We start from the raw sequence: 15885 nt of genomic DNA, 5'->3' as shown, positions 1-15885 counted from the left end.
ATTATGCTAAAGTGTTTTAGGTAGGCCTAAATTCGCGGCTTTTTTTTAGGATCAATTTTGCGTCTTCTAATTTCAACGTTAGAAGGACGTCTTCGGGAGGTGCACATCATGCGGGTAATTATCACTTTGGCTTGTACAAGTTGCAAACAAAGAAACTATGCGACAACCAAAAACAAGCGAAATCACCCCGACCGCTTGGAGATGAAGAAATTTTGCAAGTTCTGTAACGAGCAAACTCCTCATCGCGAAACCAGATAGTCTTTGGAGGTGTAGTCGGCGTGAAACGTAGTTTCAAGTCTTTGTTTTCCTTTTTCACTGAGAGCTGGAGTGAACTTAAGAAGGTTCGCTGGCCCAGCCGTAAGGAACTGAAGAACTACACATTGATCGTTCTCGGTACAATTGTAGTGATCGCTCTTTACTTCTGGGTTCTGGACATCGGTATTTCCGCTGTGATCGAAAGGATTATTTAGAGAGGTCCCAGGTGGCTTGGTATGGAAAAAAGATGGTATGTTGTTCATACCTATTCCGGGTATGAGAATAAGGTTAAGGCCAATTTGGAAAAACGCGTTGAGTCCATGGGCATGGAAGACAAAATATTCCGTGTTCTTGTTCCTATGGAAGAAGAACTGGTAAACAAGGACGGCAAGAAAAAAACCGTCATGCGTAAAGTTTACCCTGGTTATGTTTTGGTCGAAATGATTCAGACTGATGATTCTTGGTATGTTGTCCGCAATACGCCGGGCGTTACCGGTTTTGTCGGTTCGACAGGTTCCGGGTCCAAGCCTACTGCTCTGCTTCCGGAAGAAGTTGAACAAATTCTGAAGCATATGGGCATGGTTGAACCTAAAGCGAAGATTGATTTCGAAATTAAGGAATCCGTACGTATTATGGTTGGTCCCTTTGCGAATTTTGTGGGCTCCGTGGAAGAAATTTTGGCTGACAAGAGCAAGATCAAAGTGCATGTTAACATGTTTGGACGGGAAACCCCGCTGGAGTTGGATTTCACTCAAGTGGAGAAAATATAACAGTCGCAAGGGTTTCTTGTGGGAGAACGCGTTTTAGCGTTCGAATACCACTATTCACGCAAGGAGGTGTCACTCATGGCTAAAAAAGTTATTAAAATGGTGAAACTGCAGATTCCTGCAGGGAAAGCGAACCCAGCGCCTCCAGTAGGTCCGGCGTTAGGTCAAGCAGGTGTCAACATCATGGCATTCTGTAAGGAATTCAACGCTCGTACTGCCGACCAGGCTGGCCTGATCATCCCGGTTGAAATTACAGTATTTGAAGACCGTTCCTTTACCTTCATCACCAAAACTCCTCCGGCTGCCGTTCTGCTTCGCATCGCTGCTAAAGTAGAAAAAGGATCCGGTGAACCAAACAAGAAAAAAGTAGCGAAGCTGGGCCGCGCAGCGGTTCGTGAAATCGCTGAAACAAAAATGCCTGACCTGAACGCTGCATCTGTTGAAGCTGCAATGCGTATGGTTGAAGGTACTGCCCGCAGTATGGGGATCACAATCGAAGACTAATAAGTATTCGATGAACCGGTCATTTATGACCGTAATATGTGGGAGGAATTTCCGCTAATACCACAAAGGAGGAACATTTTCATGGCTAAACATGGTAAGAAGTATCAAGAATCAGCTAAGCTGATCAACAGCGAAGCTACTTACGAGCCTTCAGAAGCTGTAGAGCTTGTGAAAAAGGCGGCAACTGCCAAGTTCGACGAAACCGTTGAAGCAGCAGTTCGTCTGGGTGTAGACCCGCGTAAACAAGACCAAGCAGTTCGTGGTGTGGTTGTACTGCCTCACGGCACAGGTAAAACACAACGCGTGCTTGTATTTGCAAAAGGTGAAAAAGCGAAAGAAGCGGAAGCTGCTGGCGCGGATTATGTAGGCGATCAGGATATGATCAACAAAATCCAACAGGGCTGGTTTGAATTCGACGTCTGCGTAGCTACACCTGATATGATGAGTGAAGTCGGTAAACTAGGTCGTCTGCTTGGTGGTAAAGGTCTCATGCCTAACCCTAAAGCCGGCACAGTTACTTTCGACGTTACCAAGGCTGTTCAAGAAATTAAAGCCGGTAAAATCGAATACCGTCTCGATAAAGCAGGTCAAATTCACGCGCCTATCGGTAAAGTGTCTTTCGATGCTGCACAACTGAACGATAACCTCAAAGCTCTGATCGACGCTCTGAACCGTGCGAAACCGGCTGCTGCCAAAGGTGTATACCTTAAAGGCGTTGCAATTTCGTCCACTATGGGACCTAGCGCTCGTGTGAACACAGCTGCTTTCAGATAAATAAAGGTTGACTCTCGCAGTCATCTTTGATAATCTGTAACAGTTGTAAACTTTAAGGTGATCATTCTTGAACTTGAATATGCTTACCGTAGACAGTAGGTGCCGCAGGGCTTAATTTCCTACCGAGGTGTTGTGATAGAAACAAGAAGTGCCTGGCTTATGCCTGACCCACTTTCGTTTTATCAAGCCTTCGTGAATCTGCGGAGGCTTTTCTAATGCCTGCGTAGGAACGACGCGGATTCTTCGGGAAGAATCGTCGTGACATAATTTTTCAGGAGGTGTATACAATTGGCAAATGCAAAAGTAATCCAAGCTAAACAGGATGCGGTTGATGTTGTTACTGGCAAACTGCAGAACAGTGTTTCCACTGTTGTTGCGGACTACCGCGGATTGAACGTTGCCCAAGTAACCGAACTGCGCAAGCAGCTTCGTGAAGCTGGGGTTGATTTTCAAGTCCTGAAGAATACATTGGTTCGTCGCGCAACAGCTGCGGCTGAACTGACTGAACTCGATGCAGTTCTGACTGGTCCTACAGCGGTCGCTTTCAGCGAAACTGACGCAGTAGTAGCAGCTAAGATTCTGAACGATTTCGCTAAGAAGAACGACGCTCTGAAACTTAAAGGCGGCGTTGTAGAAGGCCGTGTCATCGATGCGGAACAACTGAAAGCACTGGCTGAGCTTCCTTCCCGCGAAGGTTTGCTGTCCATGCTGCTTAGCGTGCTTCAAGCTCCAATGCGCAACTTCGCGCTTGCAGTTAAAGCTGTCGCTGAGAAAGAAGAGCAAAGCGCGTAAGCCTTTGACTCTAGTCTCGTAACAAAACACAAACAAATTTAATTATAAAATGGAGGTTCAACCATGAGTAAAGAAGCAATCTTGGAAGCAATTAAAGGCATGAGCGTATTGGAACTGAACGACCTGGTTAAAGCAATCGAAGAAGAATTCGGCGTAACTGCTGCAGCTCCAGTTGCAGTAGGTGGCGGCGCTGCTGCTGCAGTTGTTGAAGAACAATCCGAATTTGATGTAGTTTTGACTAACGCTGGTGCTTCCAAAATCAACGTTATCAAAATCGTTCGCGAAATCACAGGCCTGGGCTTGAAAGAAGCTAAAGACCTCGTAGACAACGCACCTAAGCCAATCAAAGAAAAAGTAAGCAAAGAAGATGCAGAAGCTGTAAAAGCGAAATTGGAAGAAGCAGGCGCAGCTGTAGAACTGAAGTAATATAAGGTAATTAGGTTTTCTCCCGGAATGCGCGTTGCGCATTCCGGTTCCAGCAACCCCCTTGAACTTGTTCAAGGGGGTTGCTCTATAAGGAAGATACGAGCTTGCTGCATAATCTGAATTAAAGAACTGTAAGAAAGGCATAAGTGATGGAGGAGAAGTTTGGAACTGGAGGAGCGAATGCGTCCGCCTAAGAGCTTTCCGTAGGAAAGCTGGCCGTATGATTAGGCTATGTTTGGATTTCTTCCGCGATCAGCGGTTCGAATCAGAGAAATCCAAACATAACAGCGGCCGGAAGTCCAAACATTCTCCGCAATCACGATCAAAGCCGATTTGGTGAGTCTATTATTCAGTTTATATAGAAAGAGTACAACGAAAGGGAGGATTTTATGTCGCAGCATTATTACTCGCAGCAGCCCGATGCACGTCATGACAGACGTACCATAGATACGGTGCTGAGAGGAAAAAGCCTCCGCTTTACCAGTGACGCCGGTGTTTTTTCCAAAGGAGACATTGATTTCGGCAGCCGTGTTCTGATTGAAGCAATGGATATTCCGGATGGATCGTTTGTGCTTGATGTAGGGTGTGGTTATGGGCCTATTGGGATTAGTGCAGCTTATCTGACACCCAAAGGACATGTGACTATGATTGATATCAACAGCCGTGCAGTGGAGCTTGCCCGTGAGAATGCCCGAAACAACGGAGTGGGCAATGTAACGGTTATGGAGAGTGATGTGCTCTCCGCAGTGAGCGGACAGAAATTTGATGTGATACTGACGAACCCTCCGATCCGTGCCGGCAAGGCGGTAGTGCATCAAATTTTTGAAGAAGCACATGAGCATCTGAATGATGGTGGAACGCTGTGGATTGTGATTCAGAAGAAACAAGGGGCTCCATCGGCTGTGGCTAAGCTTGAGAGCTTGTTCCCGGATGTGGAAGAAGTGGGGAAAGACAAAGGGTATCGAATCATTAAGGCGCAGAAATAAAATATTATAACCTGTTGACAGACGATGTCGATAGTGTTATTATTGTAAAATGTCAGTATTAAGCTAGGCTCCATGTCTTTAGTTTGCTGAAATGTCAAGTAATATATTGTCGCCGGTAAGCGCATGCCGTACGGCAAGTTTTTGCGAATTCAGTTCTCTATGTTCCTGTCACGGCGAAGGTCGCCGGGGCAATAGATAATAGCGCATAAACTGTTGCTTGGTGACGTATAATACTTACGTTTTAGGCAAATCTACTGGATAAGGAGTATTTTGGCCGTGGAAAGATGCGCTCTTTTTTCGAAGATTTCGATAAGGGCTTTTCTTCATTTATGGCTGAATCCTTATGTTATGGTTCCATTATACGGGTCCAAACAAGGGTTCGCAATCAATTTTTAAGTGAGTAGACATGAGGGGTGAGTAAAGTTGGCAGGACATCTTGTTCAGTATGGTCGACGCACTCGGCGGAGCTATGCGAGAATTAAAGAGGTACTCGAGGTCCCTAACCTGATCGAGATCCAACAAAAATCTTATGATTGGTTTTTGGAGGAAGGATTGCGGGAAATGTTTCAGGATATCTCGCCGATCCAGGATTTCACGGGTAATTTGGTACTTGAGTTCATTGATTACAGCCTAGGCGAACCGAAGTATACGGTTGACGACGCTAAAGAGCGGGACGTAACATATGCGGCTCCTCTACGTGTGAAAGTGCGGCTCATTAATAAGGAGACCGGTGAGGTCAAAGAGCAGGAAGTGTTCATGGGAGATTTCCCGCTGATGACGGAGACCGGCACTTTTATTATCAATGGTGCGGAACGGGTTATTGTCAGCCAGTTGGTTCGCTCTCCAAGCGTCTATTTCAGCACGAAAGTAGATAAGAACGGCAAAAAAACCTACACCGCCACAGTAATTCCAAACCGCGGAGCCTGGCTTGAGCTGGAAACCGATGCTAAGGACATCATGTACGTCCGCATCGACCGGACGCGTAAAATTCCGGTTACCGTGCTTCTGCGTGCTCTCGGGTTCGGCAGTGATGCCGAAATTCTGGAACTGCTGGGCAATGATGAATATATTCGCAATACGCTGGATAAAGACAACACGGACTCTACGGAGAAGGCGCTTATCGAAATCTACGAGCGTCTGCGTCCGGGCGAACCGCCGACACTGGATAACGCCAAGAGCCTTTTGGTCGCACGTTTCTTCGATCCAAAACGCTATGACTTGGCCAATGTAGGCCGTTACAAAATCAACAAGAAGCTGCACATTAAGAACCGGCTGTTTAATCAGCGTCTGGCGCAACCACTGGTTGATGAATCTACAGGAGAAATCCTGGCGGAATCCGGACAAATGGTTGACCGCCGACTTCTTGATGAGCTGATTCCTTATTTCGAGAAGGATGTCGCTGCCAAAACCTACCGCGTAACCGGCGGAGTGCTGGACAGTGAAGATATTCCGCTTCAAACGATCGACGTGTTCTCTCCAATTGAGGAAGGCCGGGTTATCAAGCTGATTGCCAACGGCAATATCGACAAATCCGTTAAGCATATTACCCAGGCTGATATTATCTCCTCAATCAGCTACTTTATTAATTTGCTGCACGGTATCGGCAACACGGATGACATTGACCACTTGGGGAACCGTCGTCTGCGTTCCGTTGGTGAATTGCTGCAGAACCAATTCCGTATCGGGCTGTCCCGTATGGAACGCGTAGTGCGTGAGAGAATGTCGATTCAGGATGCGAACGCAATTACACCGCAGGCTCTGATCAATATTCGTCCGGTTATCGCGTCCATTAAAGAGTTCTTCGGCAGCTCCCAGTTGTCACAGTTTATGGACCAGACGAACCCGCTGGCAGAACTTACGCATAAACGTCGTCTGTCTGCACTCGGACCAGGCGGTCTGACTCGTGAACGCGCGGGCTTTGAGGTTCGTGACGTCCATCACAGTCACTACGGCCGGATGTGTCCAATCGAAACTCCGGAAGGTCCGAACATCGGTCTGATCAACTCCTTGTCCACCTTTGCCCGCATCAATGAATACGGCTTTATTGAAGCTCCGTATCGTTGGGTGGACCCGAAGACCGGCAAGGTAACGGAGCATATTGATTATCTGACCGCCGATGAAGAAGACAACTATGTAGTTGCCCAGGCGAATGTACAGATCGATGAAGAAGGAACCTTTAAAGAGGACATGGTTATCGTTCGTTACAACAAGGATTCAGATAACATTACCACTATGGCCAGCAGCCGTGTTGACTACATGGACGTATCGCCAAAACAGGTCGTATCCGTCGCTACGGCGCTCATCCCGTTCCTGGAGAACGATGACTCCAACCGCGCACTGATGGGATCGAACATGCAGCGTCAAGCTGTTCCGTTGTTGATTCCAAAGGCACCGCTGGTAGGTACAGGGATGGAGCATAAATCCGCTAAGGACTCCGGCGTATGTATTGTTTCCAAATATGACGGTATTATCGAACGCTCCTCTGCCAATGAAATTTGGCTGCGCCGTGTTGAAACTGTTGACGGCAAGGAAGTTAAAGGCGATATCGTTAAGTATAAATTGCATAAATTTATGCGTTCGAACCAGGGTACTTGCATCAATCAACGTCCGCTTGCTAAACGGGGCGACATTGTGAAAAAAGGTGATATCCTGGCAGATGGCCCTTCTACAGAAATGGGCGAATTGGCTCTGGGCCGCAACGTAGTCGTTGCGTTCATGACTTGGGAAGGCTACAACTACGAGGATGCGATCCTGCTGAGTGAGAAGCTGGTTAAGGAAGATGTATACACTTCGATCCATATCGAGGAATACGAATCCGAAGCCCGCGATACGAAGCTCGGACCTGAAGAAATTACGCGTGATATTCCGAACGTGGGTGAAGAAGCGCTGCGCAATCTCGACGAGCGCGGGATCATCCGCATCGGTGCGGAAATCAACGCTGGCGATATTCTTGTTGGTAAAGTAACTCCTAAGGGTGTAACTGAGCTGACTGCTGAAGAACGCCTGCTCCATGCTATCTTTGGTGAGAAGGCACGTGAAGTTCGTGATACCTCTTTGCGCGTTCCTCATGGTAGTGATGGTATTATCGTTGACGTAAAAGTATTCACACGCGAGAACGGCGATGAGCTGCCTCCGGGTGTTAATCAACTGGTGCGTGTCTACATCGCTCAGAAACGTAAGATTTCTGAAGGTGACAAGATGGCCGGACGTCATGGTAACAAGGGTGTCGTTGCCCGTATCCTGCCAGAAGAAGATATGCCTTTCCTTCCTGACGGTACGCCGGTACAGGTTGTCCTGAACCCGCTGGGTGTACCTTCGCGTATGAACATCGGGCAGGTGCTGGAAGTCCATCTCGGTATGGCTGCACTTCGTCTCGGTATTCACGTAGCAACGCCGGTATTCGACGGTGCGCGCGAGTATGACGTATTTGATACGATGGAAGAAGCAGGTATGCAGCGTAATGGTAAAACCGTGCTTTATGACGGGCGCACAGGTGAACGCTTCGAGCGTGAAGTTACGGTCGGTGTCATGCACATGATCAAACTGGCGCACATGGTTGATGATAAGATTCATGCCCGCTCCACAGGTCCTTACTCACTCGTTACCCAGCAGCCACTCGGCGGTAAAGCCCAGTTCGGTGGACAGCGTTTCGGGGAAATGGAAGTTTGGGCGCTTGAAGCTTACGGCGCTGCCTATACACTGCAAGAAATCTTGACCGTGAAATCCGATGACGTGGTTGGCCGCGTGAAGACGTATGAGTCCATCGTCAAGGGTGAAAATGTTCCAGAACCGGGTGTTCCGGAATCGTTCAAAGTATTGATCAAGGAACTGCAGTCACTGGGTATGGATGTGAAAATCCTCAGCGGCGACGAGCAGGAAATTGAGATGAAGGAACTGGACGATGAGGACGAGACGTCAGGCGACAAGCTGAGCCTTAATTTGGAAGGCGCAGAGGTCGGAATAGAGTAGTTAGCCAGCAAGACATTAATTTCATCTAAAAATGGACCGCGCCCTCTGTCGACTTCACCGTCAACAGAGGGCTGTGCGGTACTAAATCAGGATATAGGTTAAGGAGGGTTGCTCCTTGTTGGACGTTAACAATTTTGAATTTATGAAAATCGGGCTCGCTTCTCCGGAAAAAATTCGTTCTTGGTCCCGCGGAGAAGTTAAAAAACCGGAAACCATTAACTATCGTACGTTAAAACCGGAGAAAGAAGGTCTTTTCTGCGAACGTATTTTCGGACCGCAAAAGGACTGGGAATGTCATTGCGGTAAATACAAACGCGTCCGTTACAAAGGCGTTGTGTGCGATCGCTGCGGCGTTGAAGTAACCCGCGCTAAAGTTCGCCGCGAACGTATGGGCCACATTGAGCTGGCAGCTCCGGTTTCTCATATCTGGTATTTCAAAGGGATTCCGAGCCGTATGGGTCTGGCGCTTGACATGTCCCCAAGATCGCTTGAAGAGATCATCTACTTCGCATCGTATGTTGTAACTGATCCAGGTGAAACTCCTCTTGAGAAAAAGCAACTATTGTCCGAAAAAGAATACCGTAGCTACCGTGAAAAATATGGCTACGGATTCCAAGCCGGCATGGGTGCTGAGGCTGTCAAAAAACTGCTTCAGGATATCGACATTGATAAAGAACTGGAATTCCTCAAAGAAGAGCTGCGTACGGCCCAAGGCCAGCGGCGCAACCGGGCGATTAAGCGTCTGGAAGTTATCGAGGCTTTCCGCAACTCCGGCAACAAGCCTGATTGGATGATCATGGATGTGCTTCCGGTTATCCCTCCAGAGCTTCGTCCAATGGTTCAGCTCGATGGCGGACGTTTTGCTACGTCTGACTTGAATGATCTGTACCGTCGTGTAATTAACCGGAACAACCGTCTCAAGAGACTGCTGGATCTCGGCGCTCCTGACATTATTGTGCAGAATGAAAAGCGCATGCTTCAGGAAGCTGTCGATGCATTGATCGACAACGGCCGCCGTGGCCGCCCGGTAACAGGTCCTGGTAACCGTCCGCTCAAATCTCTCAGCCATATGCTGAAAGGTAAACAAGGACGTTTCCGCCAGAACTTGCTCGGTAAACGCGTTGACTATTCCGGTCGTTCCGTTATCGTCGTAGGACCTTACCTAAAGATGTACCAATGCGGACTTCCGAAAAAAATGGCGCTTGAATTGTTCAAGCCGTTCGTCATGAAAGAACTTGTTAACAAAGGACTTGCCCATAATATCAAGAGCGCAAAGCGTAAGGTTGAGCGCGTAAGCCCTGAGGTATGGGATGTGCTTGAGGAAGTAATCAGAGAGCATCCGGTTCTGCTGAACCGTGCCCCTACGCTTCACAGACTTGGTATTCAAGCTTTTGAACCGATTCTGGTGGAAGGTCATGCAATCCGTCTTCACCCGCTCGTATGTACGGCTTATAACGCCGACTTTGACGGCGACCAGATGGCGGTGCACGTACCTTTGTCAGCAGAAGCTCAAGCAGAAGCACGTATTCTCATGCTGGCATCCGGTAACATCCTGAACCCTAAGGATGGTAAACCGGTAGTTACCCCTTCCCAGGATATGGTCCTTGGTACATTCTACCTGACAATGGACAACAAGGAAGAAAAGGGAACAGGCATGATTTTGCGTACCGTGAACGAGGCTGTTTCAGCTTATCAGCGCGGAACCGCAGGCTTGCATGCCCGTGTGGCTATTCCTGCTAAAGCGCTCGGCAAGACCAGCTTCACTGAGGCGCAGCAAGGAGCAATGCTGATCACAACAATCGGTAAGATTATCTTCAACGAAATCTATCCGAGCAGTTTCCCATATATCAACGAAGCGACCAAAGCAAATCTGCTGCAAGGCACACCGGAAAAGTATTTCATCTATGAAAAAGGTGCGGATATCCGCGAACTGATCATGGCTGCTCCGGATGCAAGTGCGGTGGGTAAGGAATATCTGGGGCTCATTATTGCCCGCTGCTTCGAAACCTATCACACAACCAAAACCTCTATGATTCTGGATAGAATCAAACAGCTCGGCTTTACTTATTCCACACGCTCCGGTGTTACGGTTGCCGTTTCCGACGTTGTTGTGCCTGAAGAAAAAGCCACCATTCTTAAAGAGTCCGAGGCCAAGGTTGATGTGGTTGCCAATCAATACCGCCGCGGTCTGATTACTAACGATGAACGGTATGACCGTGTTATCGAGATTTGGTCCAAGACGAAGGATGACTTGACCAATATCCTGCTGAAGTCGATGGACCGCTTCAACTCCATCATGCTCATGGTCGACTCCAAGGCGCGCGGTAACAAATCGCAGATCACCCAGCTTGGTGGTATGCGCGGTCTGATGGCTACACCTTCAGGACGAATCTTTGAATTGCCAATCAAGGCGAACTTCCGTGAAGGCCTGACAGTCCTCGAGTACTTTATCTCTACTCACGGCGCGCGTAAAGGTCTGGCCGATACAGCGCTGCGTACAGCGGATTCAGGTTACCTGACCCGCCGTCTCGTTGACGTGGCACAGGACGTTATCGTCCGTGAAGAGGATTGCGGAACCGATAAAGGGTTCACGGTTAGCCGTATCCAGGATGGTAAGGAAGTTATCGAGGACCTGTACGACCGTATTGAAGGCCGCTACTCCTTTGAAACTGTCCGTCATCCGGAAACGAAGGAAATTATCGTTCACCGGAATGATCTGATTGACTCCGACAAGGCAGAGGAAATCGTCAATGCCGGTGTTACCAAGCTGCAGATCCGCTCTGTACTGAGCTGCCGTGCCCGTCACGGAGTCTGCAAGAAGTGCTACGGACGCAACCTGGCAACAGGCAAGTTCGTGGAAATCGGGGAAGCAGTCGGCATTATCGCCGCTCAATCCATCGGTGAACCGGGAACACAGCTTACCATGCGTACGTTCCATACCGGGGGGGTTGCCGGTGATGACATCACGCAAGGTTTGCCGCGTATCCAAGAGCTGTTTGAAGCCCGTAACCCTAAAGGTCAGGCTACAATCAGTGAAATTGACGGGGTAATCAAGGAAATCCGCGAAACTAAGGACCGCCGTGAAATCGAGGTTCAAGGTGAAGCTGAATCCAAGACTTATTCCATCACTTATGGTTCGCGTCTGCGTGTCAGTGAAGGCCAGGAGATTGAAGCCGGCGATGAGCTGACAGACGGTTCGATTGACCCTAAAGAAATGCTGCGTATCAAAGGGATCCGCGGGGTACAGAACTACATTCTGCAAGAAGTGCAGCGTGTATACCGTAACCAGGGCGTTGAAATCAATGATAAGCACATTGAAGTTATGATCAAGCAGATGCTGCGCAAGATCCGTATTATCGACGCTGGAGATACTAACCTCCTGCCGGGCGCATTTGCGGATATTTACGAATATGAAACAGCCAACAAGGAAGCAATCCTTTCCGGTAATGAGCCGGCTGTCGCCAAACCGGTACTGCTCGGTATTACCAAAGCTTCCCTTGAGACGGATTCATTCCTGTCTGCTGCATCTTTCCAGGAAACAACACGTGTCCTGACAGATGCTGCAATTAAGGGTAAAGTGGATAAGCTGCTCGGTCTTAAAGAAAATGTTATCATTGGTAAGCTGATTCCTGCCGGTACTGGTATGAATCGTTACCGCAATGTCAAGCTGACAGATCCGAATGAAGAGAGCGTGGAAGAAGCTCTAGAAACGGTTCCGGCTGAATAATTGAATAATCACAGTTGGCAGATTCCGCGTCACGGTTCCCAATAAATCGTGGCGCGGCTGACTGCTGTGAATATTAATAAATTTATTGCCGATTTTCTTGACATCAACTTATGATAATGCTAATATGTCTAAGGTGCGTGAGTAGCCTTGTTATTCTTAATCATTGGAGGTAAGCTTTTATTATGACTGATGATATGGGACTGCAGGATGCTCAGGTCAAGATCGGTTCCAAACAAACCGTCAAGGCGGTAGAGTTGGGCCAAGCTGCAGAAGTCTATGTGGCGGAGGACGGAGATCAACGGCTTACTTCCAGAATTGTATTGCTTTGCAACAAACAAGGCGTGAAGGTCACTTATGTGGATACCATGCTGAACTTGGGCAAAGCCTGCGGTATAGAAGTTGGTGCTGCTATGGCAGCCGTCTTAAAACAATAGCAAGAGAAACGTTTTTGTACCGGGGGTACACTTCGGTAGCAAGAACTTTTCATTTGTCTTTTTATGAACCACCTGGGTCTGTGGACTTAACGTTCATAAATAGATTACTACTTCAGGAAGGGGGTGGCACAACAATGCCAACTATTAACCAATTGGTTCGTAAAGGCCGTCAAGCCAAAGTCGACAAATCCAAATCTCCTGCTCTTCAAAAAGGGTTCAACGCCCTGAAGCGTGAGGCTACGAATTTGAGCGCTCCGCAAAAACGCGGTGTATGCACTCGTGTAGGCACAATGACTCCACGTAAACCAAACTCTGCGCTTCGTAAGTATGCCCGTGTTCGTTTGACGAACCGTCTTGAGGTGACTGCTTACATCCCGGGGATCGGACATAACCTTCAAGAGCACAGTGTTGTATTGCTGCGCGGAGGTAAAGTAAAAGACCTTGCAGGAGTTCGTTACCACATCGTACGTGGGGCTCTGGATACAGCAGGTGTAGCTAACCGGATGCAAGCTCGTTCCAAATATGGCGCGAAACGTCCTAAAGCTAAGAAATAAGATCAGAATCCGAATAATAACCACTTAAGAAAGGGGGATATCCATGCCACGCAAAGGTCCAGTTACTAAGAGAGACGTACTGCCGGATCCATTGTATAATAGCAAGTTGGTTACTCGTTTGATCAACCGCATTATGCTGGATGGTAAGAGAGGTGTCGCTCAAAGCATTCTGTACAATTCGTTCAAGCTGATTCAAGAACGTACAGGTAAAGAACCGATGGAAGTTTTCGAAGCTGCCATCAAGAATATCATGCCGGTTTTGGAAGTCAAAGCTCGTCGTGTCGGTGGTGCTAACTATCAAGTACCTATCGAGGTTAAACCTGAAAGACGTACTGCTTTGGGATTACGTTGGCTCGTGAACTACTCTCGCAACCGCGGTGAGAAAACTATGGAAGAGCGTTTGGCGGCTGAGATTATCGATGCTTCCAACAACACAGGCGCTTCCGTTAAGAAACGCGAAGACACGCACAAAATGGCTGAAGCGAACAAAGCGTTTGCTCACTACCGCTGGTAGGATTAAGGTCATTCAACTAATCTATATTTTGAAGGGAGACCCAATTCATGGCAAGAGAGTTCTCCTTAAAAAATACACGTAATATCGGGATCATGGCACATATTGATGCTGGTAAAACTACTACCACAGAGCGGATTCTTTTCTACACAGGCCGTACGCACAAAATCGGTGAAGTTCACGAAGGTGCTGCTACAATGGACTGGATGGAACAAGAACAAGAGCGCGGGATCACTATTACTTCCGCTGCTACAACCGCTGCGTGGAAAGGTCACCGCATCAATATCATTGATACCCCAGGACACGTTGACTTCACTGTTGAAGTTGAACGTTCCCTGCGTGTATTGGATGGGGCAGTAGGTGTTTTCAGTGCGAAAGAGGGCGTAGAGCCTCAGTCTGAAACCGTATGGAGACAGGCTGACCGGTATGGCGTTCCCCGTATCGCTTATGTTAACAAGATGGATATCATCGGCGCGGACTTCCTTAACGTTGTTAAGGACATGCGTGATCGTCTGCAAGCGAACGCAGTTGCAATCCAACTGCCAATCGGTGCAGAAAATGATTTCGTTGGTATCATTGACCTGGTTGAGCAAAAAGCTCATATGTTCAAAGACGATCTGGGTCAAAACATCGAAGTTACAGATATTCCGGCGGAATTTCTGGAACAAGTTGAGGAACTGCGTCTCGAGCTGATCGAGAAGGTTGCAGAACTCGACGAAGATCTGACTATGAAGTACCTTGAAGGTGAAGAAATTACAGTCGAAGAGATCAAAGGCGCGCTGCGCAAAGGCGTATGCGAAGTTAAGATCTTCCCTGTAATCGTTGGATCCTCCTACCGCAACAAAGGGGTTCAGCTTATGCTGGACGCTGTTGTTGATTACTTGCCATCCCCGCTGGATGTACCTGCTATTCAAGGTCATCTGGACGACGGTTCTGAAGCGGTTCGCCATTCTTCGGATGAAGAGCCATTCTCCGCACTGGCATTTAAAATCATGACAGACCCTTATGTTGGTAAACTTACGTTCTTCCGCGTGTATTCCGGTATCCTGGAATCCGGTTCTTACGTAGTGAACGCTACTAAGAACAAACGCGAGCGTATCGGCCGTATTCTGCAGATGCATGCTAACAGCCGTCAAGAAATCTCCATCGTTTACGCTGGTGATATCGCAGCAGCAGTTGGTCTGAAAGACACAAGTACAGGCGATACTCTTTGCGACGAGAAACATCCGGTCATCCTGGAGTCGATGAACTTCCCTGATCCGGTTATCGAAATCGCAGTTGAACCAAAAACCAAAGCCGACCAAGATAAATTGGGCGTTGCTCTCGGTAAGCTGACTGAAGAAGATCCAACTCTTCGTGCGCATACTGATGAAGAAACTGGCCAAACCATCCTGGCAGGTATGGGTGAGCTTCACCTTGACATTATCATCGACCGTATGCGCCGTGAATTCAAAGTAGAAACCAACGTGGGTAAACCACAGGTTGCTTACCGCGAAACATTCAAGGCACCAGCACGCGTCGAAGGTAAATTCGTTCGCCAATCCGGCGGTCGCGGTCAGTACGGTCACGTATGGGTTGAATTTGAACCTCTCGAGCCAGGTACTGGCAGCCAATTCGAAAGTAAAGTTGTCGGTGGTTCCGTTCCTAGAGAATACATCGCTCCTGCACTTGCCGGTATTGAAGAGCAAATGAAAAACGGCGTACTTGCAGGCTTCCCGCTTGTAGACGTTAAGGCAACCATCGTTGATGGTTCTTATCATGATGTTGACTCCAACGAAATGGCGTTCAAAATCGCCGGCTCGATGGCGCTCAAAGCAGCTAAAGACAAGTGTAAGCCTGTCCTGCTTGAGCCAATCATGAAAGTGGAAGTAACTGTTCCTGAGGAATACATGGGCGATGTTATGGGTATGCTGAACTCCCGTCGCGGTAGAATCGAAGGTATGGATTCCCGTGGTGGTGCGCAAATTATCCGTGCTAAGGTACCTCTTTCCGAAATGTTCGGATACTCCACAACACTCCGTTCCGGTACCCAAGGACGCGGCGTATTCTCGATGGAACTTTCCCACTACGAAGAAGTGCCTAAGACTATCGCAGAAGAAATCGTCTCCAAGAACAAAGGCGCAGAGTAATCAAACTGTTTTAACTTGCCACCCGGGCCTCTAACACTCAGTCACCCTAGAATTTAA

Annotated in this window: 14 protein-coding genes and 1 other annotated feature; all 14 genes read left to right on the top strand. The window is 48.1% G+C overall.

Annotated features, from left to right (window positions below):
• Nucleotides 1-108 precede the first annotated feature (108 nt).
• The 14 genes from rpmG (at nt 109) to fusA (ending at nt 15828) form a co-directional block, all read left to right on the top strand.
• Nucleotides 109-258: a 50S ribosomal protein L33 gene (gene rpmG / locus AC0LWN_RS27770; RefSeq protein ID WP_074086515.1), complete on the top strand. Its 150-nt coding sequence runs from the start codon at nt 109-111 to the stop codon at nt 256-258.
• Nucleotides 259-278: 20 nt separating this feature from the next.
• Complete coding sequence (gene secE, locus AC0LWN_RS27765) at nt 279-470, top strand: preprotein translocase subunit SecE (RefSeq protein ID WP_019908206.1); 192 nt, start codon at nt 279-281, stop codon at nt 468-470.
• Nucleotides 471-491: 21 nt separating this feature from the next.
• Nucleotides 492-1025, top strand: coding sequence for a transcription termination/antitermination protein NusG (gene nusG / locus AC0LWN_RS27760; RefSeq protein ID WP_238655642.1), 534 nt, complete (start codon nt 492-494; stop codon nt 1023-1025).
• A 75-nt stretch (nt 1026-1100) separates the two neighbouring features.
• Nucleotides 1101-1526: a 50S ribosomal protein L11 gene (gene rplK, locus AC0LWN_RS27755; RefSeq protein ID WP_019908208.1), complete on the top strand. Its 426-nt coding sequence runs from the start codon at nt 1101-1103 to the stop codon at nt 1524-1526.
• Nucleotides 1527-1607: 81 nt separating this feature from the next.
• Nucleotides 1608-2300, top strand: coding sequence for a 50S ribosomal protein L1 (gene rplA, locus AC0LWN_RS27750; protein WP_458967408.1), 693 nt, complete (start codon nt 1608-1610; stop codon nt 2298-2300).
• A 68-nt stretch (nt 2301-2368) separates the two neighbouring features.
• Nucleotides 2369-2523 (top strand) — a sequence feature (ribosomal protein L10 leader region).
• Between the two features lie 65 nt (nt 2524-2588).
• The gene (gene rplJ / locus AC0LWN_RS27745; protein WP_458967407.1) at nt 2589-3092 is read left to right on the top strand and encodes a 50S ribosomal protein L10; all 504 of its coding nucleotides are present in this window, start codon (nt 2589-2591) and stop codon (nt 3090-3092) included.
• A gap of 63 nt (nt 3093-3155) precedes the next feature.
• Nucleotides 3156-3518: a 50S ribosomal protein L7/L12 gene (rplL, locus tag AC0LWN_RS27740; RefSeq protein ID WP_458967406.1), complete on the top strand. Its 363-nt coding sequence runs from the start codon at nt 3156-3158 to the stop codon at nt 3516-3518.
• Nucleotides 3519-3907: 389 nt separating this feature from the next.
• On the top strand, nt 3908-4504 hold the full coding sequence (locus AC0LWN_RS27735; protein ID WP_474671096.1) for a class I SAM-dependent methyltransferase: 597 nt from the start codon (nt 3908-3910) through the stop codon (nt 4502-4504).
• A gap of 423 nt (nt 4505-4927) precedes the next feature.
• A complete protein-coding gene (gene rpoB, locus AC0LWN_RS27730) occupies nt 4928-8473 on the top strand; it encodes a DNA-directed RNA polymerase subunit beta (protein WP_474671094.1) in 3546 nt (1181 codons plus the stop codon).
• 115 nt (nt 8474-8588) lie between these two features.
• A complete protein-coding gene (gene rpoC, locus AC0LWN_RS27725) occupies nt 8589-12200 on the top strand; it encodes a DNA-directed RNA polymerase subunit beta' (RefSeq protein WP_458967403.1) in 3612 nt (1203 codons plus the stop codon).
• Nucleotides 12201-12382: 182 nt separating this feature from the next.
• A complete protein-coding gene (locus AC0LWN_RS27720) occupies nt 12383-12634 on the top strand; it encodes a ribosomal L7Ae/L30e/S12e/Gadd45 family protein (protein WP_019908216.1) in 252 nt (83 codons plus the stop codon).
• Between the two features lie 134 nt (nt 12635-12768).
• Entirely contained in the window at nt 12769-13188 is a 420-nt protein-coding gene (gene rpsL / locus AC0LWN_RS27715) for a 30S ribosomal protein S12 (RefSeq protein ID WP_474671092.1), read from the top strand.
• A gap of 43 nt (nt 13189-13231) precedes the next feature.
• Nucleotides 13232-13702: a 30S ribosomal protein S7 gene (gene rpsG / locus AC0LWN_RS27710; protein WP_019908219.1), complete on the top strand. Its 471-nt coding sequence runs from the start codon at nt 13232-13234 to the stop codon at nt 13700-13702.
• Nucleotides 13703-13749: 47 nt separating this feature from the next.
• Nucleotides 13750-15828, top strand: coding sequence for an elongation factor G (gene fusA, locus AC0LWN_RS27705; protein ID WP_458967402.1), 2079 nt, complete (start codon nt 13750-13752; stop codon nt 15826-15828).
• Nucleotides 15829-15885 lie beyond the last annotated feature (57 nt).

It is taken from the genome of Paenibacillus sp. sgz302115, assembly GCF_056120445.1.
The sequence above is the reverse complement of the archived record's forward strand: the minus strand, read 5'-3'. Positions and strand labels throughout refer to the sequence as shown.